Source organism: Paenibacillus sp. ISL-20, from assembly GCF_018613005.1.
Classification (GTDB): domain Bacteria; phylum Bacillota; class Bacilli; order Paenibacillales; family Paenibacillaceae; genus Paenibacillus_AQ.
The window spans coordinates 111,147-135,012 of sequence record NZ_JAGGRD010000010.1 but is presented as its reverse complement, the minus strand read 5'-3'; the positions used below and the strand labels follow the sequence as shown (position 1 = coordinate 135,012).

The following is a 23,866-nucleotide window of genomic DNA, read 5'->3' as shown; positions in this document are numbered from 1 at the left end:
CTCCTTAAAGCTCTCCCAAACAGGCAAGCTTCCTTCGTAAGTAATCTTATATATAGTATTTCCTATCAAACGATTAACGAACAGACTCTAAGGTATTATCGGTGAAGTTCAAATTTGTGATGCAATGCGCGCAGCGCTTGAGCCATATCTTCCTTCTTCACAAGCACCCAGATCGTTGTGTTCGAATCTGCCGATTGCAGAATCGAAATATCGTGCTCGCTCAAGGATTCCACGATTTGGGCCATGATGCCCGGAACCCCGTTGATGCCGCCGCCAATGACGGATACCTTCGCACAGCCGGACAAGCTTTTTGGTTTTAAATCCAGGCTCTGCAGCACTTCAATCGCCTTCTCCGAGTCGCTGTCAAACACTGTATAAAGGACTCCTGTAGGGGTAACATTAATAAAGTCCACGCTAATGGAATGCTCCGCCATCGATTTGAAAACCTTCAGTTGAAGACCTTCCGTGCGATCGCATTCCACTGAGATTTGCGTAATATTGCTTACATAAGCAACTCCCGTCACAAAGCGGTCCACGATTCCGGATTGTATATCTCTGAAGCCCTCCGGCTGGGTAACCAGTGTTCCCTCATTATCCGAGAAGGTTGACCGCACTCTGACCGGAATTTGGGATTGCATGGCAATCTCAACTGCTCTAGGATGAATGACCTTGGCACCTTGATGAGCCATATTGCAGATCTCTGTATAGCTTACATAGCTGAGCGGCTTCGCATCCTCGACGATGCGGGGATCTGCCGTAAGAATGCCGTTGACATCCGTGTAGATATCAACCATTTCGGCGCGAAGCGCGGCCCCAAGCGCAGTGGCCGAGGTATCGCTTCCGCCCCTGCCCAGCGTCGTGAAGTCACCCGAATCGGTCTGCCCCTGGAAACCAGTGACGATAACAACTTGATGAGACTCTAACTCTTTCAAAACCCGTTCAGGTTTTACGTCCTTAATGCGTGCATTTCCGAAGTGATCGTCTGTAAGAAATCCGGCTTGGGCACCCGTCAGCACCGTCGCGGTTATCCCTTCATGCTGAAGGAGACTGCATAGCGTTGTGGCTGAGATAATCTCACCGCAGCAGAGCAGCAAATCCCGCTCTCTGTCTGGAAGCGCGTTTCCGTTATGATCGATCCAATCCAGAAGAGTATCTGTAGCGTAAGGCTCACCCCGGCGTCCCATAGCCGATACGACCACGACCAATTGATAGTGATTAGCCAGCTCGCGCTGGATGTGCCCAATAACATGGGTTCTTGCTTGCGGTGTAGACAACGAGGTTCCGCCGAATTTTTGAACTAAGATGCGCATAAAATATTCCTCCGTTTATATATGCCCAGGAGACTTAAATTTCGGGCTGACCGATTGAAACGGCCGGCTACTAAGCCTGGCCGTTCCGTTTGTTGACGATGATTTCTGCGATTAGCACGGCATTCCATGCGGCACCCTCCAGAAGATGATCTGAAACGATCCACATGTTAAGTCTGCGCTGATGTCCCTCCAGCAGCTTGGGAATCTGTTGCCCGACTGCGCCAGTTGCTCCAACAACGGCCACATTATAATAATGCTCGGTCATCTGAATAAACTCCCTTTCATGAATGAAACTGCAGCTGTAACTTTTCTATGTGTCCTTATTGATCAAAAGGCTTTATCGCGGTTAAAGCGAATATTCAACAATCATCGGCTGCAGCTGCTTCCCTTCCAGTGCCGCATAACACGCTTCCGGAATCAAATCCATTTTGGCGACAAGTGAGTTAGGCTTCTGCTGCGGATTATCCTGTCCGTAAGGAACAAAATAAATATTTTTCGTTACAAGCAGCTTCGCGATATTCGCCGCATTCAGTCCAAGGCCATCATTCGTTGAAATCGCCAGAACCAGCGGTCTGCAATTTCTCATCTGCGCCTTGGCCGCCATTAACACAGGGCTATCAGTCATCGCATTGGCCAGCTTGCTGGTCGTGTTTCCCGTACATGGGGCGATAACTAGAACGTCAAGAAGCTTGGATGGGCCTAGCGGTTCCGCCTCCACAATTGTAGAAATAATATCATTCCCGGTTATATCTTTCAACTGTTTCTGCCAATTCTCCGATGTGCCGAATCGGGTATCCGTTGTCATGATAGTGCTGGACACAATCGGCACCACATTCGCTCCACCATCTTTGAACCGCTGGATCTGCGGCATTACTTCATCAAGCGTGCAGTGCGATCCTGTCAGGGCATAACCCACTGTTATTCCATTCCAATTCATCTACGCATCCCCCCGAATCTTGATTTCTTCAGAAATCAGCTCCACCAGCGTATTGGCCATAATGATGCCTGCTGTTTTAGGAGCCACGATTCCGGGTAGTCCGGGTGCGAGCATGGCTTTGATACCCCGTTTTTCAGCATAGCGAAAATCGCATCCACCGGGTGCGGAGGCAAGGTCGATGATGACAGCCTCCCGAGGCATTTTCGAGATGATTTGTGCTGTGACTATCATAGTTGGAATCGTGTTAAAAAGCAAGTCAATAGAAGACACATAAGAACTCAGATCCCTTACCAGGAAGGGCTTCCAGCCCATTTCCTCCGCTCTGGCATAGTGCTCCGATTTGCGTACGCCCATCCGAATTTTGGCACCCAGGCCTTGGAGACTGCGCGCCATGGTGAACCCTGTCCGTCCCATGCCAAGCACCATGCTGGTTGATCCGTGAATCGTAAAATCCGTATTTTGGATCGCCATCATCAGTGCACCTTCCGCTGTCGGAATGGAATTATAGATGGCTACATCGTCCCTCTCCAAAATCTCTACCAGCTTGATCTTATATTTGTCACATAGCGAGCGCAAATAGGGCTTCGCCATGCCAGTATAGATCACTCCATGTCCGGGCATCGCTGCGATATGCTCCTCCTGCAATCGCAATGGCCCCTCTGAGAACAGCGCGCTGACACGTCCCTCATCATCACATCCCACGACAGGCAGGATCAGAGCATCGGCATTCGATAACAGCTCTGGCGTGAGCGGCTCGCGAGTCACTCCCTGAAATGAATCCTGCAGTTTCTCAAACCCGGCGATCATGACGGAGGCATCCATCTCAGCGCACTTTCGTATGACTTCAATTTGCCTTGCGTCTCCGCCTACGAAGACGGTCCGGACTCCAGTCAGCATGGAAGGCCTCGCTCCTTTCTTCTAACCAACGTATAAACCATCTTATGCCGTCGCCTATAGGGTGGTGAGCGCATTTCAATTAAACTACCGCCTTAACGCAATAAATAACAATATAGATAACAAGTCGGATCCGAAGCCATTTTGCATGGACGCTAACGCAAAAAACACCGCCCGGCTAGGCCGGAGCGGTGTGCTTGGTAAAACCATGATGATTGATGATGATACCCATGAATTATCTATAATATAGTTTACTTGCCGGTATGACCGAATCCGCCTGCACCCCGTACGGTATCGGACAACTCGTCAACTTCCATGAACTCTACCGCCGGGACGGTTTTGAACACCATCTGGGCAATGCGTTCATTACGCTCAATTGCAAATGGCTCTTGTCCCAAATTCACCAGCAGCACCTTCACTTCCCCGCGATAATCAGCATCAATCGTACCTGGAGAATTCATGCAGGTAATACCATGTTTGTAGGCCAGTCCGCTGCGCGGGCGGATTTGAGCTTCAAGCTCGGCCGGCATGGCAATCGCAAAACCGGTCGGTATTAATTTGCGCTCGCCCGGGTTCAATACGACCGGTTCCGCAACCGCCGCGTGCAGATCAAAACCTGCGGCTAGTTCGGACATTTTAACGGGAAGTTTCACATCTTCATTACCTGGCAATCTATTGATTTGAACGTAGTGCAACAAATTCATTCCTCCTAAGTACATTCAGTGCTTTATCTGAGGTTCCTACCATCGCTAGTGCATATGGAGTCCCGAACATGCGGTCTAGAACCGCGTCGACATCCTTCATGTCCACCTGTTCAATCCGCTTAATGATTTCATCCAAACTGAAATGACGACCCAGCATTAATTCGTTCTTACCCAAGCGATTCATGCGGCTGCTCGTGCTTTCCAGACTCAGAATGAGACTGCCCTTCAGTTGTTCCTTCCCTTTGCGCAGCTCTTCCTCCGTCATCCCGTTCTGAGCCAGATCCTGCAGCATTTCCATGGTCAGCTGAAGGACTTCCTTTGTTTGCTTGGGCGCTGTACCCGCATAAATGGTGAACATTCCGTTATCTGCGTGCGAACTATGATATGAGTATACCGAATAAGCCAGTCCGCGCTTCTCCCGGATTTCCTGAAACAAGCGTGAACTCATGCCGCCGCCAATGGCGTTATTCAAGAGTACCATTGCATACTGAAGCTCGTCTCCGATGGAGCAGCCGGGAAACGACATGCAGATATGATTCTGCTCTGTTTTCTTCTTACGGAACTGAACACCATCCAAAAAGGCGGGCACGGCCAGCAGCTCGGAGCTGCCGTGATTGGCAAAGCCGCCAAAATGACGCTCCAATAACTCAATCGCATCCTCATTAATGTTGCCTGCCAGAGCGATCACCGTATTCTCAATGGTATAGTGTTTATCCATGTAAGATCTCAACGCTTGCGAATCCATCGATTCAAGCCGTTCCTTTGTGCCGAGAATCGGATATGCCAGCGGATGGTCGCCGTACGCCGATAACGACATCAGGTCATGGACCAGATCATCCGGTGTATCCTCATACATCGCGATCTCTTCCAGAATGACATTCTTCTCCTTGGCTAACTCGCCCGCATCCAGCTTTGAGTTGAAGAACATGTCGGACAGCACGTCAACCGCGATCGGAAAATGCTCATCCAGCACCTTGGCATAATAACACGTATATTCCTTGGACGTAAAAGCGTTGACGTTGCCGCCGATAGCATCAAATTCTTCAGCAATGGCACGGGCGTCAAAACGCTCCGTCCCTTTGAACATCATGTGCTCTATAAAATGCGTTATCCCGTTGATGTCCTCCGATTCATTGCGGGATCCGGTCTTCACCCAAATACCGAATGAAACCGAACGACTTGTCGGGATTTGCTCCATAACCACTCTTAGGCCGTTAGACAATTGTATTTTTTTCACGAGGGCCCCCCTAACTGTTCCATCCAGGCTCACTTTAGCTGATTACCAGCCTCATGCCATCCATTCATTCTATCAAACTTTACCATGCCGCTCAACTTCCCTTTGGCATAATTCGCTCAGGAGAAAGCGTCTGGCTCACGGTTCCGATTTCCAGCCCTTTGGCCCGTATTCCGTCAATCATTCCCTTTAACGCCTGCGACGAGGAATCGGTGGGATGCATCAAAATCAGAAAACCCGGCTCCACCTTCGTGGAGATCTTCTGAACGACGGCATCCGGTGCAGGATGCTTCCAATCGACCGTATCAAGCGTCCACAGGACCGTCTTCAATCCCCTTGCCTGCGCGATGGATACGGTCTGTTGATTAAAATCGCCGGAAGGCGGCGCAAACCATTTGTTCTCCACACCGAGGCTTTCTTTGAGCAGATCCTGTGTCTTCGCGATTTCCAGTTCCGCCCGATCCCTGCTGAGACGGCTCATATTCGGATGCGTATAGGCATGATTCTCCACCTCATGACCTCGTTTCAGAATTTCGCCGGCAAGCCCCGGGTTCTTCTTCAACCAGCTCCCATCCAGAAAAAAGGTCGTCTTCACTTTCTCCGCATCCAGCGTGTCCAGCATCGGCACCAGAAATTCATTCCCCCAGGCCACGTTAATCATCAGCGATACCATCGGCTTGTTGGGGTTGCCCCGATAGATCGGTTGTTCTCCAAGATCATTAAGCGTTACTTTGGCCGGAATTTGCCGGTACACGTAAGGAATGGCCTCTCCGGCTTTTCGCTTTTTCGACGATGCTGCTTGGTATGTAGCTTCAATATCGATTTCAAGTCCATTATAACCGGGAATTGCTTTCCACACGGAGTCCACCCTGGCATCCACCGGCTCAATGCGCGACTTCGCCGCGGCGGTTTCGATTTGACTCAATAAATCCAGATCGACTGCCTTCTCCGAACCAGTAACGAGTTGCACCTCCGGTTTACTCTGTAGTCCCGAAACATATCCCCAGGCCCCGCTGAACACAGCAACAGCCGATACCAGTGCGGCACCGGTAAGCAGCACAGCCATCTTTTTTCCATTCACGGGCATATCCACCCTCCCCTTGAGAAGCTTTGTCCCATTTTATGTAGGTTCAGGAGGAAATATGTGCCTCAAAGTGGGCTTATGCCGTGAAGCCTATTTTAGATGCTTGTCCAAGACTAGAGGAATCCCATGAGCCGAAAAGATTAGAAAAAGAGCCAGAATGATAGGTTCTGCCTCTTTTTCTTCTATCTATATGCTGTTAAACAAACAAAGCGCGGATTAAGATCCGCTCTTGTTTGTTTCCGCAGTTAAAACTGCTTTGCGAGACAGGTTAATCCGTCCCTGCTGGTCGATTTCGGTAACCTTCACGGTAATGACGTCACCGATGGCAACCACGTCCTCTACCTTCGCTACGCGCTCAGTCGAGAGCTGGGAGATATGAACAAGCCCGTCTTTGTTTGGCAGAATTTCAACGAATGCACCGAATTTCTCAATCCGTTTGACAGTACCTGTATAGATTTCGCCAACAGCTACCTCACGGACGATGCCTTCGATAATCGAAAGAGCTTTTTTGTTCATCTCATCGTTTGCAGATGCAATGAACACGCGGCCGTCTTGTTCAATATCGATCTTCACGCCGGTTTCCTCGATGATTTTGTTGATGATCTTGCCGCCGGCACCGATCACATCGCGAATTTTGTCCGGGTTGATCTGCATCGTAATAATCTTAGGCGCATATTGGGACAACGTTTCTCTTGGCTTTTGAATGGCTTCTGCCATTTTTCCAAGGATATGCATGCGTCCTTCTTTTGCCTGCTGCAATGCTTCCTGCAAAATCGCGCGGTCGATACCGTCAATTTTGATATCCATTTGAATGGCGGTAACCCCGTCAGGTGTCCCTGCTACTTTAAAGTCCATGTCGCCGAGATGATCTTCCATCCCTTGAATATCCGTCAAGATGGAAACATGATCTCCGTCTTTAATCAAACCCATCGCCACGCCGGCTACAGGTGCTTTGATCGGCACCCCTGCATCCATCATAGCAAGTGTGCTTGCACAAATACTCGCTTGGGAGGTCGAACCATTCGACTCAATTACTTCGGACACGAGGCGAATCGTGTACGGGAATTCCACTTCATTCGGAATAACCTTCGACAATGCACGTTCACCGAGTGCACCGTGACCAATTTCACGACGGCCTGGAGCGCGAAGCGGACGAGCTTCCCCTACGCTGAACGGCGGGAAGTTGTAATGGTGCATGAAACGCTTGGTCTCTTCCAGATCGATTCCATCGAGAATCTGTACATCACCTAGAGCACCTAGTGTACATACGCTAAGAGCCTGGGTTTGTCCACGTGTGAACAAACCGGAACCATGCGTTCTAGGCAGCAGACTGGTATCGCAATCGATAGGACGGATCTCAGACAGACCACGACCGTCCGGACGAACCTTGTCATGCGTGATCAAACGTCGAACTTCTTCCTTCACGATATCGTGAAGCACTTCTTTAACATCCTTCAACAACTCAGGTGTCTCGATATACTTCTCTTCAAATACGGTGTATGCTTCATCATTGATAGCGTCAATCGCATCCTGGCGAGCATGTTTCTCCTCAATGCGAACGGCTTCAACAAGACGAGCTTCGGCGAAATCACGCACTTCACGATTCACCGTTTCATTGACCGCATGAAGTTTAACTGCCATTTTCTCTTTACCGCAAGCGGCTACGAGTTCTTCGATCTTGGCTACGATTTTCTTGATCTCCTCATGCCCGAACATAATCGCTTCCAGCATGACTTCCTCAGGAACTTCGTTCGCTTCGGCTTCAACCATCATGATTGCATCTTTGGTACCTGAAACAACAAGATAGATGTCACTTGCTTCCTGCTGCGCAATATTCGGATTCACCACAAAATTGCCATCAACACGCCCTACGGCTACGCCGCCAATCGGACCGTTAAAAGGCACATCCGAGATGCTCAAGGCAGCGGAAGTACCGATCATGGCCGCGATTTCCGGCTCGCAATCCTGATCTACGCTCATCACGAGATTCAGAACCTGTACATCATTACGGAATCCTTCAGGGAACAACGGACGAATCGGACGGTCTGTCAGACGGCTCGCAAGAATCGCTTTCTCGCTTGGTCTGCCTTCGCGTTTGATGAATCCACCCGGAATTTTACCGACTGCATACAAACGCTCCTCGTAGTTGACCGTCAATGGAAAGAAATCCAAATCCTTCGGTTCACTGGAAGCTGTCACTGTACACAGGACTGCCGTTTCGCCGTAACGAACCATCACAGCCGCATTTGCCTGCTTCGCAAGGCGCCCTGTTTCGAACACGAGGGGTCTTCCGCCAAGCTGCATTTCAACACGTGTTTCCATGTAATCCCTCCTCATGGGGATAAATTTTTTTGAAATCTTCTTCTACCATCAGCATGTCTTTTGCAAAACGCTGTCCACATTTCCTAACCAGAGCCATCCAAACGGTCGAAATCGCAAACCTATGTACAGGAACAACCCGAACCGTATAGAACATTCTCCGTATAGATTGCCCCTGGTTATACCATCAAGCGAAATTTAGCGAACAGACCACGCCTACAATCTATAAAGAATCTATATTAAGATAACCCCACAAAGTGGAGTTTAGGCTATGAAGCGTACGCAGTACTTTGTGGGGAAGCTCGAAAACGGTAAATTGTACAATACTTAGAAAAGAGCCCGGCTGTGCCGCTGTCGTTCCAAGAAGGACAGTGGACAACCAGGCTGTTTTCGGCACATCTTATGGATGATTAGCGACGCAATCCAAGCTTCTCGATCAAAGCACTGTAACGTTTAACATCCTTGTTTTTCAAGTATGCAAGTAACTTACGGCGTTGGCCGACCATTTTCAACAATCCACGACGGGAATGATGATCCTTCTTGTGTGTACGCAAGTGGTCAGTCAAGTTCGTAATGTTTTCCGTTAGGATAGCGATTTGCACCTCTGGAGATCCAGTATCGGACTCATGAGTTTTGTGCTCGTCAATCAGTTGTTGTTTACGTTCTTGAGTTAATGCCATCCTGTTCACCTCCCTCATTATAATCGCCGTTGGCCCAGGTACCGACGGTGAGATCGAACATCCAAGCCAAGGTTAAAATCGCCCAATCTTCGGGCGACCTCTACGAGTATAGCATACTTTACCTGAAAAAGAAAATCCGTTTGCGAACATTTTGTCCCAAAACGTTTATTCACTGACTTCTAATATTTTGCGAGCCTCGACGGCATCTCGCTGAATCCATTCCACAAGCTCCTGAACCGATTCGAATTTATGCTCCTTGCGGATATATTGAACGATATCCACTGTCATGGTCTGATCATACAGATCCCCTTCAAAATCAAACAGATGCACCTCAAAAATAGGCTCTGTGATCCCTTCATGGAACGTTGGCTTCACGCCGACGTTCATAACGCCCGGAATCCAGTCATGATGCTTATCCGTGCTTGCCCGAACGGCATAGACGCCTAATGCAGGTACCACGAACGGATCCGTCAATTCCAGGTTAGCGGTAGGAAAACCGATCTTTCTTCCCCGCTTCTCCCCATGAATGACCGTGCCGCGGATATGATAATTCCGTCCGAACCAGCGGTTTGCATCCGACAGCTGCCCCGTTTTCAAAGCAATCCGTATGGATGAACTTCCTACCTTCTCGCCATCAACCAAGAATGGCGGAACCGTAACGACAGACATCCGGCCTTCACCGAGTTCCTGAAGTTTGACTGCGTCACCAGCGCCTTTATGGCCAAAGCGGAAATCAAACCCGACCACCACTGTTTGAAGATTCAAGGGAAACAGCATCTCTTCAACAAACGTTTCCGGACTCACCTGGGAGAACTCCTTATTGAACTCGACAACGTACAAAATATCGATGCCCATCTCCTCAAGCAACTGCTGCTTGTCAGGCTGAGGTGTCAGATATCCCTCATAGCTCCCCTTACCAATCACGTCTTTCGGATGAGGATAAAAGGTAATGAGGGCGGCCGGCACTCCATTCTCCCGCGCAATATTGACAGCGGTCGAAAGCACGCTGGCATGTCCCAGGTGAAGACCATCGAACTGGCCGATTGCAGCTACCTTCGGCTCGGCAGCTTCTCGTACGATATCAGAAGATACAGGATAAGATAAAGAAACAATCCTCATGATTACTCACCTCCACTCACTAAATCCAGTCATGCTTAGGAAAATACTTTCACAGGAACGATAGCCCCTGTCTCCTCTTGCCGCTGATAGATTCCCAGAAAGTTTTCCTTTATATCATACAAGCGAACAGGCTCCGAGCTGTCAACAGGTGGTTCTACCGCTCTTGAGGACAAGCGCTGTCCCTGCAGGGCAGCATCCGTTTTCTCTTCAGAAACCGTATGCTTCGGCAGATAATCAATCGCTTGATCCACGGGAATAAGTCGGGTGTGCAGCGTCTCATCCTTCATGAACTGCTCAATTTGCTCCAGGGTTAAGCACTGCTCCTCCGTGATTCCCGCCGATACTGTGCGTACCAGCTTAACCATGACAGACGGCACGCCGAGTTTCCTCCCGATATCCACGCAAAGCGTGCGGATGTATGTACCTTTGGAGCACAATACTCGAAAAGAAATTTCTGTATAATCCCCTTCAGCATCAAAATCCGTCATTTCGATTTCATGAATCGTTACGGTCCGGCTCTTGCGCTCCACGGTCTTACCTTCTCTGGCAAGCTCGTATAATCGTTTACCATTGATTTTGACAGCGGAGAACATGGGTGGGATCTGAGAAATCTGGCCTGTAAAAGATTGCAGCGCTTCAAGCGCCTCTTCTCTGGTCACATGAACATCATCTGCCGTCTCTACCACTTGTCCCGTGATATCCTCGGTATCCGTCGAATATCCAAGGCGGAGGACCGCATGATACTCTTTAGGCAGTTCCTGCAGGTATTCCACTACTCGCGTGGCTCTCCCCAGGCATAACGGAAGCACGCCCGTTACTTCGGGGTCCAGCGTACCCGTATGTCCAATTCGCTTCAATCGAACCATTCCCCGAACCTTCGCGACCACATCGTGGGATGTCCAGCCTGCCGGTTTGTGAACGGCCAAGATGCCTTCTAATTGCGTCATAGCTTTAATCTCACCTGCTCTACTACTCTAGGGATGATGTCATGAAGGGAGCCTTCAATGCTGCAACCGGCTGCCCGAACATGGCCGCCTCCTCCAAATATCTGGGCTAATGCCGCAACATCCACTTTTCCGGCTGAACGCAAACTCGCCTTGACCATTCCGGATTTCAGTGACTTGAATAGAATCCCGACCTCAACTCCCTGAATGTTTCGGGGGTAATTCACAATTCCTTCCAGATCCTCGCTAACGGCGCCGCATGATTCCATAAACTCAGGCGTTACGTATACCCAGGCTATTTTACCATCATCCGACACACTTAACGTATTTAATGCCTGAACCAGCACTTTCATCTGTGGAAGCGTCATTTCCTCTAGTAACGTTTCAGCAATTTCAGGTCCGTTCACGCCATAGGACAATAGATCGGAAGCGATGCTCATCACCTTGGGCGATGTATTCGAGTACCGGAAACCGCCGGTATCCGTTAGCAATCCCGTATAAATCGCCGTTGCAATATCGGCATCCCAGTCCACTTTAAACAAATTCAGCAAATCATAAAGGATTTCTGCGGTTGCTGCCGCTTCCGGCACGACCAGGTTGACGGCTCCATAACGATCATTTGTTGGATGATGGTCAATATTAACGATGCTTGCCTGATCGGCAAATACCTGTTTCGTATAGCCTACTCTAGCAAAATCCGCACAATCCACACAAATGACGTGAGAGAACGTTCTTCCTGGCTGCTCTTCAGACAGATTGAGAATGTCTTCTGCATGCCACAACATTTTCATTCGTTTTGGAATGGGCCCCTCATTGATCATCGTGAATTTCTTGCCCAGACATGAGAGAAGCCAGCCCACCGCAAGGGTGGAACTGACTGCATCTCCATCGGGCTGAACATGCGACACAACCAAATAATCATCGTGCTCCAGCAGGAATGATTTCACCTGCTGCAGCTCTTGTTCATAGGTCTGCATTCGCCCTCTCCTTTATAAAAACGAACTACTCTATTTCTCTTCGCGATCCACGATTTCGGTCAGCAGCTTTTCAATATGGCTGCCATACGCAATGGAATCATCGAATTTGAAGATCAGCTCCGGCACATGCCGGAGTCGGATCCGCTTGCCGAGCTCGGAGCGGAGAAAGCCGCTTGCCTTCTCCAACCCTTTTAAGGAAGCTGCCTTCTGCTCGTCGTCGCCGAGCACGCTCAGGTATACCTTCGCTTGAGACAGGTCATTTGTAACCTCAACACCGGTCACAGTAATGAAACCGATTCTTGGGTCTTTCATCTCCGTTTGGATCAGTTGGCTGAGCTCTTTTTTAATCTGCTCGCCTACGCGCCCAGTTCTGATTTTTGCCATGGTCTGATCACCTCATTCGTTAGCGCTCTACCGTCTCCATGATGAAGGCTTCGATTACGTCTCCTTCTTTGACGTCGCTATAGCTTACCAAGGTAATACCACACTCATAACCTTGTGCCACTTCTTTAGCGTCATCTTTAAAGCGCTTGAGGGAATCGATCTTGCCTTCATGAACGACAATGCCGTCACGGATCAAGCGAGCTTCTGCGTTACGCGTAATTTTACCGGATGTCACCATACATCCTGCAATCGTACCCACTTTGCTCACTTTAAAGGTGTTGCGGACTTCCGCATGACCGATCACGGTTTCTTTGTACTCCGGATCGAGCATCCCCTTCATAGCTTGCTCAATTTCCTCGATTACATTATATATTACACGGTGCAGACGAATATCAACCTTTTCCTGCTCGGCGGTTTGTTTCGCTTGGACGTCCGGACGAACGTTAAAGCCGATAACAATCGCGTTGGAGGCAGCTGCCAAAATAATATCGGACTCCGTGATCGCCCCGGCACCGCTGTGGAGAATTTTGACGCGAACGCCTTCCACTTCGATTTTGTTCAAGGAACCTTTCAGTGCCTCAACAGAACCTTGTACGTCACCTTTGATAATCACGTTAAGATCTTTGATCTCGCCGTCCTTAATGTGTTGGAACAGGTCATCCAGCGTCACGCGAGTATTCGTGTTCAACTCGGACTGACGATGGGTAATCGAACGCTTATCAGCGATATTACGCGCTTTACGCTCATCCTCAAACACCATAAACGGATCGCCGGCACCTGGAACTTCAGTCAAACCGGTAATTTCAACTGGTGTTGAAGGACCCGCTTCTTTTAATCGACGGCCTTTATCGTTCACCATCGCACGAATACGTCCAAAGCAGTTGCCCGCTACGAAGGCGTCGCCCACTTTCAATGTACCATGCTGAACGAGAATGCGTGCTACCGGACCTCTGCCTTTATCCAGCTCAGCCTCAATAACGGTACCGCGTGCGCGTTTGTCAGGATTTGCTTTGTATTCATTCACTTCTGCTACCAGAAGGATCATTTCAAGCAAGTCTTCCAGACCCATCCGCTGTTTCGCCGAAACGTTAACAAAGATGGTATCTCCGCCCCACTCTTCAGGCACTAACTCGTATTCCGTTAATTCTTGTTTAACTTTATCCGGGTTAGCATCCGGTTTATCGATTTTGTTCACGGCAACGATGATCGGCAAACCTGCTGCTTTCGCATGGTTAATCGCTTCGACTGTCTGTGGCATTACGCCGTCGTCAGCCGCAACCACGATGATCGTCATGTCCGTTACTTGTGCACCACGGGCACGCATAGCTGTAAACGCTTCGTGACCCGGTGTATCCAGGAACGTAATCTTCTTGTTATTGATCTCGACTTGGTAGGCACCGATATGCTGCGTAATACCGCCAGCTTCGCCACTAGATACGTTCGCGGAACGGATCGCATCAAGCAGCGTCGTTTTACCGTGGTCGACGTGACCCATAATAGTAACGACTGGTGGACGCTCTTTCAGTTCTTCAGGAGCATCGTTTTCTTCAACAGTCTCAAAACGATCTTCCTCTACCGGAATTTTCACTTCGACTTCTACACCGAATTCACCAGCGAGCAATAGAATCGTATCGATATCCAGCTCCTGGTTGATGGTGGCCATCACGCCGAGGAAAATCAGCTTCTTGATGACTTCGGAAGCGTCCTTATGAAGCAGCTTCGCCGTTTCACCGACGGTCATGTTGCCACGGACGATAATTTTCTTCGGCGTGTTGTCGATTTTCTCGCGAGGCGGCTGCTGATTATATTGATTCCGGCCGCGGTTGTTCTTTCCACCGCGATTGTTGCCACGGAATCCTCCCTGACGGTTGTCATCAAAACGCTTGGAGTCTGAACGATTGTTATTGTTGTTTCTGGAATTGCGGTTCTGGCCATTGTTGTTATTGCTATTGTTATTGTTGGATCCTGAGAAACCGCCACCGGTTCCACCCGGCTTGCTCTGAGGACGCGCTCCGCCTTGGTTGTTGCTGCCCTGCGGACGCGTTCCACCTTGATTATTGCCTTGCGGACGTGCGCCGCCTTGACCTCCGCCCTGAGGACGTGATCCGGTCTGCGTGCTGCCGCCTGGTCTGGATGATTGGCTACGATTGTTCTGCTGACTTCCTTGTGCGGAGCCAGACGGATTTCTTCGGGTATCCTGCCCTCCTTGGGGACGCTGGGAACCTGAAGTGTTCTGAGTGTTCTGAGTGTTTTGATTCGTTCTACTATTCATACCTACCTGCTTTTCCTGTTGTTTTTTGGGCTGGCTTTGACCTTGTTGTCCTGGTGCTCTCTGTCCTGAATTACGCATACCGTCCTGCCCATTACGGTTGCCTTCGGCACTTACACTAGCGGAAGTGCCTTCTGTTTTTGCATTGGATACAGTCGCAGCCGCATTGGCTCCGGAACCCGCTGGTTTACGGTTCTCGGTTCGGGAAGCGTCACCACTATCCCGCTTGGCTGCTGCATTGGATTTGATATCTTTGAAGAACTGCTCTACCTTGGACACCGTATCGTTCTCCATTACGCTCATATGGTTATTGACCGGAATGTTCAAACGTTTGAGGATCGTGATGATTTCTTTACTGCTCATGTTCAACGATTTAGCATATTCGTATACTCGAAGTTTATTGTCTTTGTTTTCCTGTTTACTCAATATACTCCACCTCCGACATTGTCTCCATTTTCTTGGAGATCATTTCTGCGAATCCTTGATCCGTAACTGCCAGCACAACCCGCTCGGGTTTACCTACACTTGTGCCCAGACTTTCCCGGTCAAATCCGATTACCAGAGGGATATTGTAAGTTCCGCATTTATCGCGGAACTTCTTTGTTGTATTAACTGAGGCGTCACCCGCCAGAATAACCAATTTTGCTTCAGAAGACCGGATGGCTTTGAGCACGATCTCATCCCCGGTAACCACCTTACCTGCCCTCATGGCCAGGCCGAGCTGAGAAAGCGCCCTATTCATCATCGGCAGCACTCTCTTTTGCAGCCAGGAATTCATCTTCCACCTTGATGAAATCCTGTGCCAACTGTTCATAAATCTCAGGCTTCACATGTTGTTTCAACGCTCGATCCAGTGCTTTATTTTTGTGTGCCAGCTTGAAGCAGGAAACTTTGCCGCATAAATACGCTCCCCGTCCCGACTTTTTGCCGGTGAGATCGATCAGGACAGCATCTTCGGGCGTCCTAACAATCCGGATAAGCTCTTTCTTCGGCATCATTTCCTGACACGCTACACATTTACGCAGCGGTATCTTTCTCTGTTTCAAGACGACCACCCCCTGTGATTTGGAATTAATCGACAGAGACGGAATCCTGGTGCATTTCACCTGATTGGGACTTCGGTCTGCCAAATTCCTGCTCCGCCTGACTTTCGCTCTTAATATCAATCTTCCAGCCTGTCAGCTTCGCCGCGAGACGAGCATTCTGGCCTTTGATCCCAATCGCAAGCGAGAGTTGATAATCCGGAACAATTACACGCGCCATCTTCTCATCTTCAAATACTTGAACTTCAAGCACTTTGGATGGGCTCAGCGCATTGGCCACGTATTCTTCAACCTGATCGGAATAACGCACGATGTCAATTTTTTCGCCGCGAAGCTCATTGACAATCGTCTGTACGCGCATACCCTTAGGTCCTACGCAAGAACCAACCGGATCGACTTCATCGTTGCGGGAAAATACCGCAATTTTGGAGCGGAATCCAGCTTCACGCGCAACCGAGCGAATTTCAACGACGCCATCAAAGATTTCCGGCACTTCAAGCTCGAACAGGCGCTTCAAGAGGCCCGGATGCGTACGGGACAGCATAATCTGCGGCCCCTTGGTTGTGTTCTCAACCTTGGTAATGTAAGCTTTGATCCGGTCGCCATGCTTGAACTTCTCGTTAGGCATAAGCTCGGTAAGCGGCAAGGCCGCCTCGATCTTGCCAAGGTCGATATAGATGTTGCGTAAATCTTGGCGCTGCAGCGTACCCGTTACGATATCATCTTCCTTGTCAATAAAAGCGCTGTAGATCAGGCCTCGTTCGGCTTCTCTAATGCGCTGGGTAACAACTTGCTTTGCCGTTTGAGCTGCAATCCGTCCGAAATCACGCGGCGTAACCTCGATTTCCGCTATATCTTCAATCTGAAAATGCGGATTGATTTCCCGGGCCGCATGCAGCGAAATTTCAGTCCGCGGATCCAGCACCTCGTCCACAATCAGCTTCCGCGCGAACACCTTGATGACACCCGTATTGCGATTCATGTCTACCCGTACATTTTGCGCCGTGTTGAAATTGCGCTTGTAACTCGAGATCAGTGCCGCTTCAATGGCTTCAAACAGCACATCCTTGCTGATGCCCTTTTCTCTTTCCAACTCATTCATCGCTTCAATAAAATCCATACTCATTGAAAATCGGTTCCCCCTTTCAAAACTTCCGTTTAAAAAATGATGGCCAATCTGGCACTGGCTACTTTTGCATATGGAATCACGTGCTGTTTCTTGACGGTTTGAATGACTAGCTCCTCGTTATCAAAGGATTCCAGCTTGCCTTCAAACTCTTTCAACCCGTTAATCGGCTCGTATACCGTAACAAACACGTTTTTGCCGACTGACTTCGCAACATCTTCTTTTTTCTTAAGAGGACGTTCCGCGCCAGGAGAAGAGACTTCAAGAAAATAAGCTGTCGGGATCGGATCGTTCTCGTCCAGCTTCTGGCTCAGGTATTCACTGATTAAACCGCAATCGTCAATGTCAATGCCGCCGTCTTTATCAACAAACACGCGCAAGAACCAGTTGCTTCCTTCCTTAACGTATTCCACATCTACCAGTTCAAAGCCGTGTTCGTCCAAATACGGCTGCACCATTTCTTCCACAGTCGTTTTAATCTTTGATGTGCTCAAAGAACATAACCTCCAAGTTGATTTCCTATATACCAAAGAGTAAAGAGTGGGTTGCCCCACTCTTTACACAACGGTTTTATCTCCATGATTACCAAAAAAATTATAACATAGTCTGGTAATAGTGACAAGTATGACTCCTTGACTGTCAAGGCGTCACGGCCATGAAAGGATGACAAGAATCAGAACAATGACAACTGATTGCTCTCAGGCAGACCGCGAAAGCATCCCATTTGGGTCAACAGCTCCACGGCGGTTTTGCTTGCCTTCGCTTTTTGCTGGAAATCCTCTATGGAGAGGAATTCACCGAATTCACGTGCGGCAGCAATATTGCGGGCGGCATTATCACCGATCCCCTGCAGTGCAGAGAACGGCGGAATGAGCGAATCTCCATCCACCTTGAATCGGAGCGCATCCGATTCATACAGATCGATGTTCTTAAACGAGAAGCCCCTTGCCGTCATCTCCAGCGCCATCTCCAGAATTGGCAGCATCCCTTTTTCCTTCGGGCTTGCTCCGAAGCCCAGCTGCTCAATCTCTTCAATTCGGCGATAAATCGCCTCATAGCCCTGACAGCATAATTCGATATCGAAGTCCTCGGCTCGAACCGAGAAGTACGTTGCATAATATTCTATCGGATAATAAAGCTTGAAGTAAGCCGTCCGCACCGCTGAGATAACATACGCGGCGGCGTGGGCTTTCGGGAACATGTACTGGATTTTGAGACAGGAATCAATGTACCACTGCGGCACTTTGCATTTCTTCATCTCGTCAATCCATTCCTGTGACAACCCCCGGCCTTTACGCACGCTTTCCGTTATCTTAAATGCGAGGCTAGCATCCATGCCTGCCTTATAAATCAGGAACAACATGATATCGTCGCGGCAACCAATAACGGTTTTGATGTTGCATGTACCATTCTTGATGAGCTCTTGAGCATTGCCGAGCCAAACGCCGGTTCCATGTGACAGACCTGAGATTTGCAACAAGTCGGCAAAACTCGACGGCTGCGATTCCACCAGCATCTGGCGTACAAATTTGGTTCCCATCTCCGGAACGCCGAAGGTGGCCACCGGTGAGCGTATTTGCTCCGGCTTGACGCCCAGCGCTTCCGTTGAGTTGAACATGCTCATCACTTTCGGATCGTTCATCGGAATGGTCGTTGGATCCACGCCGGTCAAATCCTGAAGCATTCTCATCATGGTTGGATCATCGTGCCCGAGTATATCAAGCTTGAGCAAATTCGCTTCAAAGGCATGATAATCGAAATGCGTCGTTTTCCACTCGGCGTTGACATCGTCCGCAGGGAATTGCACCGGCGTAATCTCTTCCACTTCGATGTAATCCGGCACAACGACAATACCGCCGGGATGCTGGCCCGTGCTTCGCTTGACGCCGGTACAGCCTGACGCAAGCCGGTTCAACTCCGCGCCCCGCCAGCGCTTGTTGTTGTGTTCCTCGTATTTTTTAGCGAAACCAAACGCCGTCTTCTCTGCCACGGTACCGATGGTTCCGGCACGGAATACATTCTCCTCGCCAAACATCTCTTTAGTGAAATTATGGGCATGCGGCTGATATTCACCGGAGAAGTTTAAGTCAATATCGGGAACCTTATCCCCTTTAAAACCCAGGAAGGTTTCAAAAGGTATATCCTGTCCCTCGCCTTTCATCATGTTTCCGCATTCCGGACAAGCTTTGTCCGGCAAGTCAAATCCACTCGGCACGCTGCCGTCCAGGAACCATTCGCTGTGCTTGCAGTCGCTGTTCAAGCAAATGTAATGGGCGGGAAGCGGGTTAACCTCGGATATGCCGAGGAATGTGGCAACGACGGATGAGCCTACGGAACCCCGTGAACCAACCAAATAGCCGTCCCGGTTTGATTTCTTAACCAGTTTCTCGGAAATCAAATAGTTCGCTGAGAAACCGTATTTAATGATCGGCTCAAGCTCTTTCTCCAACCGGGCCACTACAACCTCAGGCAAGTTCTCGCCATAAATGGACTTGGCCGTGTCGTAGCAGGTGTTGCGGATTTCTTCATCCGCGCCATCCAGAATCGGCGTAAACAGCTTATCCGGGAACAATTCCAACTCTTCAAAGCGGTCGGCCAGCTCGCTAGTGTTCGTTACAACAACTTCATAACATTTGTTTTGTCCCAAAAACTCGAACTCTTCGAGCATTTCTTCCGTAGTCCGAAAATGCGCGTCAGGCTTGCGCATATCCTTGAGCGGGCTGAAACCGGTAATCCCATGGATGGTAATGTCTCGGAACAGCTTATCCCGCGGTTCAAGATAGTGCACGTTTCCTGTGGCGATGACTGGCTTGTTCAGCTTTTCCCCAATGCGCACGACTTTGGAAATTGCGGTTTTTATCTCTTCGGGACTGCCTACCAAGCCTTTGTCCACCAGATGCATATACATCGTCAACGGCTGAATCTCCAAAACATCGTAGAAGTCCGCAATCTCTTCGGCTTCCTCCTCCGTTTTGTTCAGCACCGTTTCGAAGAACTCCCCTTTTTCGCAGCCGGATAGCACCAGTAACCCATCTCGCATCTCTTGAAGCTTGGATTTAGGAATACACGGCACTCGCTTGAAATATTCGGTATGTGACATGGAGATCAGCTTGTACAAGTTTTTCTTGCCCGTCATATTCAAAGCATAAATACCGCAGTGGAAAGGACGGGTATTGGACAGATCCTTACCGACGTAATCATTGAGGCGGTCCAGCATCTTGACGCCTTTGGTTTTGTCCACATCGCTAAGGAGCCCGTTCAGGATTCCAGCCAACGCAATCGTATCGTCAATCGCGCGGTGATGGCTTTCGAGCAGTACCTTATACTTATCTGCTAATGTGTTAAGACGATGATTCTTAAGTCCCGGATGCACCAGACGTGCAAGCTCCAGCGTATCCAGGTAGGGATTGTCGAGCGTATCCATCCCGGCATTCTTGAGTGCTGCCTGAATGAACCCCATGTCAAATCGAGCGTTGTGAGCCACAAGTACGGCATCCCCAACGAATTCAACAAACTCTTTCAATACCGGCTCCAATTCAGGAGCATCCTTAACCATATCGTCATTGATATTGGTCAATTGCTGGATATGATATGGAATTCGCTCATGCGGGTTAACGAAGGTTGCGTATCGATCAATCTCCTTGCCATCGTTCATCTTCACGGCAGCAAGCTCGATGATTTTGTTCGCGGTAATGGACAAACCTGTTGTCTCAATATCAAATACAACATAAGTCGCACTGCTGAGCTCGATCGGCTGTGCTTGCTCCACAATATTAACGGCATCATTCACGACGTTGGCCTCAACGCCGTACATCATTTTAATGCCATGCTTCTTGGCGTTCTTGGCTGCATCAGGGTAACACTGTACGCCACCATGATCACTTACGGCGATGGCTTTATGTCCCCAGCTCGCCGCTGTTTTGACATAACGGTCAATCGGTGTGACCGCGTCCATCGTGCTCATGGTCGTGTGCAGATGGAATTCCACCCGCTTCTCGGCCGCGTTATCCTTGCGCGAAGGAGGCGACGGTACTTCGTTGAGATCAGACGGGATCATCACCAGCTCAGGCACCTGCATAAACCGGTCGTATTCAACCCGTCCGCGGGCCTTCACCCACTTGCCGTTTTCAAGCAGGCTCAATACCTTAAGATCGTCCTTCGTCTTGCCAAACATTTTCATTTGCAAGGAATCGCTGAAATCCGTCAGATAGAATGTGAATAACGTACTGCCGTTACGAAGCTCCTTACGATCCAATCCGAAGATGGTCCCCTGAATCGTAATTTTCTTCTCTTCGTCTTGGATCTCCTGGAGCGGAACCGGTTGATCCTTGATATCATACCCAACCTGCAGCCGAACCGCGCCCTCTTCCTCATCCTCCGCGTCCAGCTCAGCTTCCATGCTGCTCATGATCTGCTCGATCACTTCGCGCTCTTCTTCTCGCTTCCTCTGCTCGAACTCCTCATAAGCTGCCTGACCATTATCACCAACCTGCATCTTCACACGCAGCGTCAGATCAAAATATTGTCCGAAAAAACGGGTAATGGCGGCATCGATCTGTTTCTTTCGGGCAAGCTCAAGCGACATGCCATCCGACATGGAGAGAAGGACTTGCCCCTCTTCCACCTCGTATTTGGCCCTGGCCATCCATCCATTAACTGAAGGGATCTCCCGATGTGCCCACTCTAGAAACAAGCCCCAGTATTCTTGCACGATATCTGCTTCGAGAACGCCGCTTCCATATCGGAACACAAATTTGATCTTCGCGATATGCCCCATCTTCTCCTGAATTCTTAGACAAAATGTGCGATAGACCTCAGCTGGAACCAAGGTCTCCTTCAGGACGGTTATTCTCCAGTCCTTGCTGGCCCTGCTTGTCTCTACTTGCTCGATCACACCATCCAAAAAATAGGGTTCCACCAGATTGGCCGGAACATCTCCCTGCTTGACCAGCAGTTCAAATCGCTTCCTTTTATCTTCTGTTGTGCCCATGGTTCCCTCCCCCTGCATTGCACAAAGCTATAAGAAAAAAATTCTATCGACGTACATCCACAGAAGACAGACTGCGTTCAGTCGATGTGAAAAAATAGAATAAAGCCTCCGCTGGCAGCACCCATTCGTCCTGCCCCAAAAAGAAGAGCGTCCGCCATACTGCCATCCGGAAGCTTACTCCAGATGATGAATCCCGGTTTTGGACGAAGGTCTCCTCCCTCGTCCAAACTTGCCGGGAACTCATAATATCGATTTACTAGTACGCTCTCGCGAACAGCACCGTATGTTTCGCATCATCACCGCATACGAGACACTTGGTTTTCTTCTCAGACGGTTCAAACGGAATGTTTCTGCTCGTAGCACCGGTTTCTTGCTTGACAGTATCTTCACAAGCTTCCGAACCGCACCATCCTGCCAAGGTAAACCCGCGTTTTTCTTCCATGCTTTCCTTCATTTCATCCAGCGTTTCCACGGAATAGAAATGATCCTCACGGAACTGCTTCGCGCGCTCGAACATTTCCTGGTGCACCTGCTCCAGCATATTCTGTACTTCCTGTGTCAGATTAGCCTGTTCTACGATTTTCTTCTCACCTGTTATGCGGGAGACAAGCACGCACACGCCATTCTCCATGTCACGTGGCCCGATCTCCAGACGCACCGGAACTCCGCGCATTTCATACTCATTAAATTTCCAGCCTGGACGCACATCCGGATTATCGTCAACGCGTACGCGGATGCCTGCGGATTTCAGTTCACGGAACAGCTCGTCCGTACGACCCACAACCGCATCTCTCGTCTTCGGTGGACCGATTGGAATCATGATCACTTGCGTTGGCGCGACTTTAGGAGGAAGCACCAATCCGCGGTCATCCCCGTGAACCATAATCAAGGAACCAATGAGACGCGTGCTGACGCCCCAGGATGTTGTATGAGCGTATTCCAGCGTATTTTCACGGTTCAAATATTGAATGTCAAAAGCTTGTGAGAAGTTGGTACCCATATAATGCGAAGTACCTGCCTGTACAGCTCGTCCGTCTTTCATCATCGCTTCGATCGAGAATGTATCCACGGCGCCCGCGAATTTCTCCGAAGGTGTCTTCTGTCCTTTGATTACCGGAATCGCGAGATAGTCCTCTACGAATTGCTGATAGATATCCAGCATTTGCATGGTTTCCCCTCTTGCCTCAACTTCCGTTTCATGAGCAGTATGGCCTTCTTGCCATAGAAACTCGCTCGTGCGAAGGAATGGCAGCGTGCGTTTTTCCCAGCGTACCACGTTGGCCCACTGGTTGATCAGCACAGGGAGATCACGATAGGATTGAATCCATTTGGAATACATATGCCCGAACATCGTTTCAGAAGTCGGACGGATTGCCAGACGCTCTTCCAGCTTCTCTCCTGCCGCTTCCGTTACCCATGGCAGCTCCGGATTAAATCCTTCGACATGCTCCTTCTCCTTCTGGAAAAAGCTCTCGGGAATGAACAGCGGGAAATACGCATTCCGATGGCCCGTCGCCTTAAAGCGCCGATCCAACTCTTCCTGGATATGCTCCCAAATTTCATAACCGTCCGGTTTGAAGACGATGCAGCCTCTGACTGGAGAATAATCCATCAGGTCCGCTTTTTTGATGACATCGATATACCAGCGCGAGAAATCTTCCGCTTGCGGCGTAATCTCCGTCACGAATTGTTTATCCTTCGATTCCTTAGACATATAAATCGTGTGCCTCCCATTAATAAAACGCATGGTCAAAACCCCTGATTCAGGCGGCTCGACTGGCGTTATTGGCGATATGTGTGAACGAGCTTCGGCTTATATAGCCCGCCCTTTATTATAGCAACTCCATTAGCT

General features: G+C 49.5%; 21 protein-coding genes. All 21 read right to left on the bottom strand.

Going from position 1 to position 23,866, the window contains the following annotated elements:
• Nucleotides 1–95: 95 nt before the first annotated feature.
• The 21 genes from dapG to proS all read right to left on the bottom strand — a co-directional run bounded on the left by dapG (nucleotide 96) and on the right by proS (nucleotide 23,728).
• Complete coding sequence (gene dapG / locus J7E85_RS07550; protein WP_215156518.1) at nucleotides 96–1,310, bottom strand: aspartate kinase; 1,215 nt, start codon at nucleotides 1,308–1,310, stop codon at nucleotides 96–98.
• A 70-nt stretch (nucleotides 1,311–1,380) separates the two neighbouring features.
• Entirely contained in the window at nucleotides 1,381–1,575 is a 195-nt protein-coding gene (locus tag J7E85_RS34515) for a hypothetical protein (RefSeq protein ID WP_285228793.1), read from the bottom strand.
• A gap of 81 nt (nucleotides 1,576–1,656) precedes the next feature.
• A complete protein-coding gene (locus tag J7E85_RS07540) occupies nucleotides 1,657–2,247 on the bottom strand; it encodes a dipicolinate synthase subunit B (RefSeq protein ID WP_215156516.1) in 591 nt (196 codons plus the stop codon).
• Nucleotides 2,248–3,144 (bottom strand): dipicolinate synthase subunit DpsA, encoded by an 897-nt coding sequence (gene dpsA / locus J7E85_RS07535; RefSeq protein ID WP_215156514.1) that lies wholly within the window; start codon nucleotides 3,142–3,144, stop codon nucleotides 2,248–2,250. It abuts the gene before it with no gap.
• Nucleotides 3,145–3,392: 248 nt separating this feature from the next.
• The gene (dut, locus tag J7E85_RS07530; protein WP_215156512.1) at nucleotides 3,393–3,839 is read right to left on the bottom strand and encodes a dUTP diphosphatase; all 447 of its coding nucleotides are present in this window, start codon (nucleotides 3,837–3,839) and stop codon (nucleotides 3,393–3,395) included.
• Nucleotides 3,814–5,082, bottom strand: a complete 1,269-nt coding sequence (locus tag J7E85_RS07525) for a M16 family metallopeptidase (protein WP_215156510.1) — start codon at nucleotides 5,080–5,082, stop codon at nucleotides 3,814–3,816. Before J7E85_RS07525 ends, dut begins: the two co-directional genes overlap by 26 nt.
• Nucleotides 5,083–5,173: 91 nt before the next feature.
• Entirely contained in the window at nucleotides 5,174–6,166 is a 993-nt protein-coding gene (locus J7E85_RS07520) for a polysaccharide deacetylase family protein (protein ID WP_215156508.1), read from the bottom strand.
• Nucleotides 6,167–6,379: 213 nt separating this feature from the next.
• Nucleotides 6,380–8,485 (bottom strand): polyribonucleotide nucleotidyltransferase, encoded by a 2,106-nt coding sequence (gene pnp, locus J7E85_RS07515; RefSeq protein WP_098746983.1) that lies wholly within the window; start codon nucleotides 8,483–8,485, stop codon nucleotides 6,380–6,382.
• 407 nt (nucleotides 8,486–8,892) lie between these two features.
• The gene (gene rpsO, locus J7E85_RS07510) at nucleotides 8,893–9,162 is read right to left on the bottom strand and encodes a 30S ribosomal protein S15 (RefSeq protein ID WP_006211281.1); all 270 of its coding nucleotides are present in this window, start codon (nucleotides 9,160–9,162) and stop codon (nucleotides 8,893–8,895) included.
• A gap of 165 nt (nucleotides 9,163–9,327) precedes the next feature.
• Nucleotides 9,328–10,281 carry a bifunctional riboflavin kinase/FAD synthetase gene (locus J7E85_RS07505; protein ID WP_215156506.1) on the bottom strand — a complete coding sequence of 318 codons (954 nt, stop codon included), beginning with the start codon at nucleotides 10,279–10,281 and terminating at the stop codon, nucleotides 9,328–9,330.
• Nucleotides 10,282–10,316: 35 nt separating this feature from the next.
• Nucleotides 10,317–11,228, bottom strand: coding sequence for a tRNA pseudouridine(55) synthase TruB (gene truB, locus J7E85_RS07500; RefSeq protein WP_215156504.1), 912 nt, complete (start codon nucleotides 11,226–11,228; stop codon nucleotides 10,317–10,319).
• Nucleotides 11,225–12,202 (bottom strand): DHH family phosphoesterase, encoded by a 978-nt coding sequence (locus J7E85_RS07495; RefSeq protein ID WP_215156502.1) that lies wholly within the window; start codon nucleotides 12,200–12,202, stop codon nucleotides 11,225–11,227. Before J7E85_RS07495 ends, truB begins: the two co-directional genes overlap by 4 nt.
• Before the next feature lie 30 nt (nucleotides 12,203–12,232).
• A complete protein-coding gene (gene rbfA, locus J7E85_RS07490) occupies nucleotides 12,233–12,586 on the bottom strand; it encodes a 30S ribosome-binding factor RbfA (RefSeq protein ID WP_215156500.1) in 354 nt (117 codons plus the stop codon).
• Between the two features lie 19 nt (nucleotides 12,587–12,605).
• A complete protein-coding gene (gene infB / locus J7E85_RS07485) occupies nucleotides 12,606–15,281 on the bottom strand; it encodes a translation initiation factor IF-2 (protein ID WP_215156498.1) in 2,676 nt (891 codons plus the stop codon).
• Nucleotides 15,274–15,597 (bottom strand): YlxQ family RNA-binding protein, encoded by a 324-nt coding sequence (locus J7E85_RS07480; RefSeq protein WP_215156571.1) that lies wholly within the window; start codon nucleotides 15,595–15,597, stop codon nucleotides 15,274–15,276. Before J7E85_RS07480 ends, infB begins: the two co-directional genes overlap by 8 nt.
• Entirely contained in the window at nucleotides 15,590–15,901 is a 312-nt protein-coding gene (gene rnpM / locus J7E85_RS07475; RefSeq protein ID WP_053492673.1) for an RNase P modulator RnpM, read from the bottom strand. Before rnpM ends, J7E85_RS07480 begins: the two co-directional genes overlap by 8 nt.
• Nucleotides 15,902–15,926: 25 nt before the next feature.
• On the bottom strand, nucleotides 15,927–17,024 hold the full coding sequence (gene nusA / locus J7E85_RS07470) for a transcription termination factor NusA (RefSeq protein WP_076324961.1): 1,098 nt from the start codon (nucleotides 17,022–17,024) through the stop codon (nucleotides 15,927–15,929).
• A gap of 32 nt (nucleotides 17,025–17,056) precedes the next feature.
• Nucleotides 17,057–17,518 (bottom strand): ribosome maturation factor RimP, encoded by a 462-nt coding sequence (gene rimP / locus J7E85_RS07465; protein WP_076324962.1) that lies wholly within the window; start codon nucleotides 17,516–17,518, stop codon nucleotides 17,057–17,059.
• A gap of 179 nt (nucleotides 17,519–17,697) precedes the next feature.
• Nucleotides 17,698–22,014, bottom strand: a complete 4,317-nt coding sequence (locus tag J7E85_RS07460; protein ID WP_215156496.1) for a PolC-type DNA polymerase III — start codon at nucleotides 22,012–22,014, stop codon at nucleotides 17,698–17,700.
• Between the two features lie 43 nt (nucleotides 22,015–22,057).
• Entirely contained in the window at nucleotides 22,058–22,180 is a 123-nt protein-coding gene (locus J7E85_RS34510) for a hypothetical protein (RefSeq protein WP_285228792.1), read from the bottom strand.
• A gap of 90 nt (nucleotides 22,181–22,270) precedes the next feature.
• Nucleotides 22,271–23,728, bottom strand: coding sequence for a proline--tRNA ligase (gene proS / locus J7E85_RS07455; protein WP_213644186.1), 1,458 nt, complete (start codon nucleotides 23,726–23,728; stop codon nucleotides 22,271–22,273).
• Between the last annotated feature and the right edge of the window lie 138 nt (nucleotides 23,729–23,866).

What these genes read in the sequence shown, in the direction of transcription:
- dapG (WP_215156518.1), bottom strand. Translation starts at nt 1,310, where the DNA reads ATGCGCATCTTAGTTCAAAAATTCGGCGGAACCTCGTTGTCTACACCG.
- J7E85_RS34515 (WP_285228793.1), bottom strand. Translation starts at nt 1,575, where the DNA reads ATGACCGAGCATTATTATAATGTGGCCGTTGTTGGAGCAACTGGCGCA.
- J7E85_RS07540 (WP_215156516.1), bottom strand. Translation starts at nt 2,247, where the DNA reads ATGAATTGGAATGGAATAACAGTGGGTTATGCCCTGACAGGATCGCAC.
- dpsA (WP_215156514.1), bottom strand. Translation starts at nt 3,144, where the DNA reads ATGCTGACTGGAGTCCGGACCGTCTTCGTAGGCGGAGACGCAAGGCAA.
- J7E85_RS07520 (WP_215156508.1), bottom strand. Translation starts at nt 6,166, where the DNA reads ATGCCCGTGAATGGAAAAAAGATGGCTGTGCTGCTTACCGGTGCCGCA.
- pnp (WP_098746983.1), bottom strand. Translation starts at nt 8,485, where the DNA reads ATGGAAACACGTGTTGAAATGCAGCTTGGCGGAAGACCCCTCGTGTTC.
- rpsO (WP_006211281.1), bottom strand. Translation starts at nt 9,162, where the DNA reads ATGGCATTAACTCAAGAACGTAAACAACAACTGATTGACGAGCACAAA.
- J7E85_RS07505 (WP_215156506.1), bottom strand. Translation starts at nt 10,281, where the DNA reads ATGAGGATTGTTTCTTTATCTTATCCTGTATCTTCTGATATCGTACGA.
- truB (WP_215156504.1), bottom strand. Translation starts at nt 11,228, where the DNA reads ATGACGCAATTAGAAGGCATCTTGGCCGTTCACAAACCGGCAGGCTGG.
- J7E85_RS07495 (WP_215156502.1), bottom strand. Translation starts at nt 12,202, where the DNA reads ATGCAGACCTATGAACAAGAGCTGCAGCAGGTGAAATCATTCCTGCTG.
- rbfA (WP_215156500.1), bottom strand. Translation starts at nt 12,586, where the DNA reads ATGGCAAAAATCAGAACTGGGCGCGTAGGCGAGCAGATTAAAAAAGAG.
- J7E85_RS07480 (WP_215156571.1), bottom strand. Translation starts at nt 15,597, where the DNA reads ATGAATAGGGCGCTTTCTCAGCTCGGCCTGGCCATGAGGGCAGGTAAG.
- nusA (WP_076324961.1), bottom strand. Translation starts at nt 17,024, where the DNA reads ATGAGTATGGATTTTATTGAAGCGATGAATGAGTTGGAAAGAGAAAAG.
- J7E85_RS07460 (WP_215156496.1), bottom strand. Translation starts at nt 22,014, where the DNA reads ATGGGCACAACAGAAGATAAAAGGAAGCGATTTGAACTGCTGGTCAAG.
- J7E85_RS34510 (WP_285228792.1), bottom strand. Translation starts at nt 22,180, where the DNA reads ATGGCAGTATGGCGGACGCTCTTCTTTTTGGGGCAGGACGAATGGGTG.
- proS (WP_213644186.1), bottom strand. Translation starts at nt 23,728, where the DNA reads ATGTCTAAGGAATCGAAGGATAAACAATTCGTGACGGAGATTACGCCG.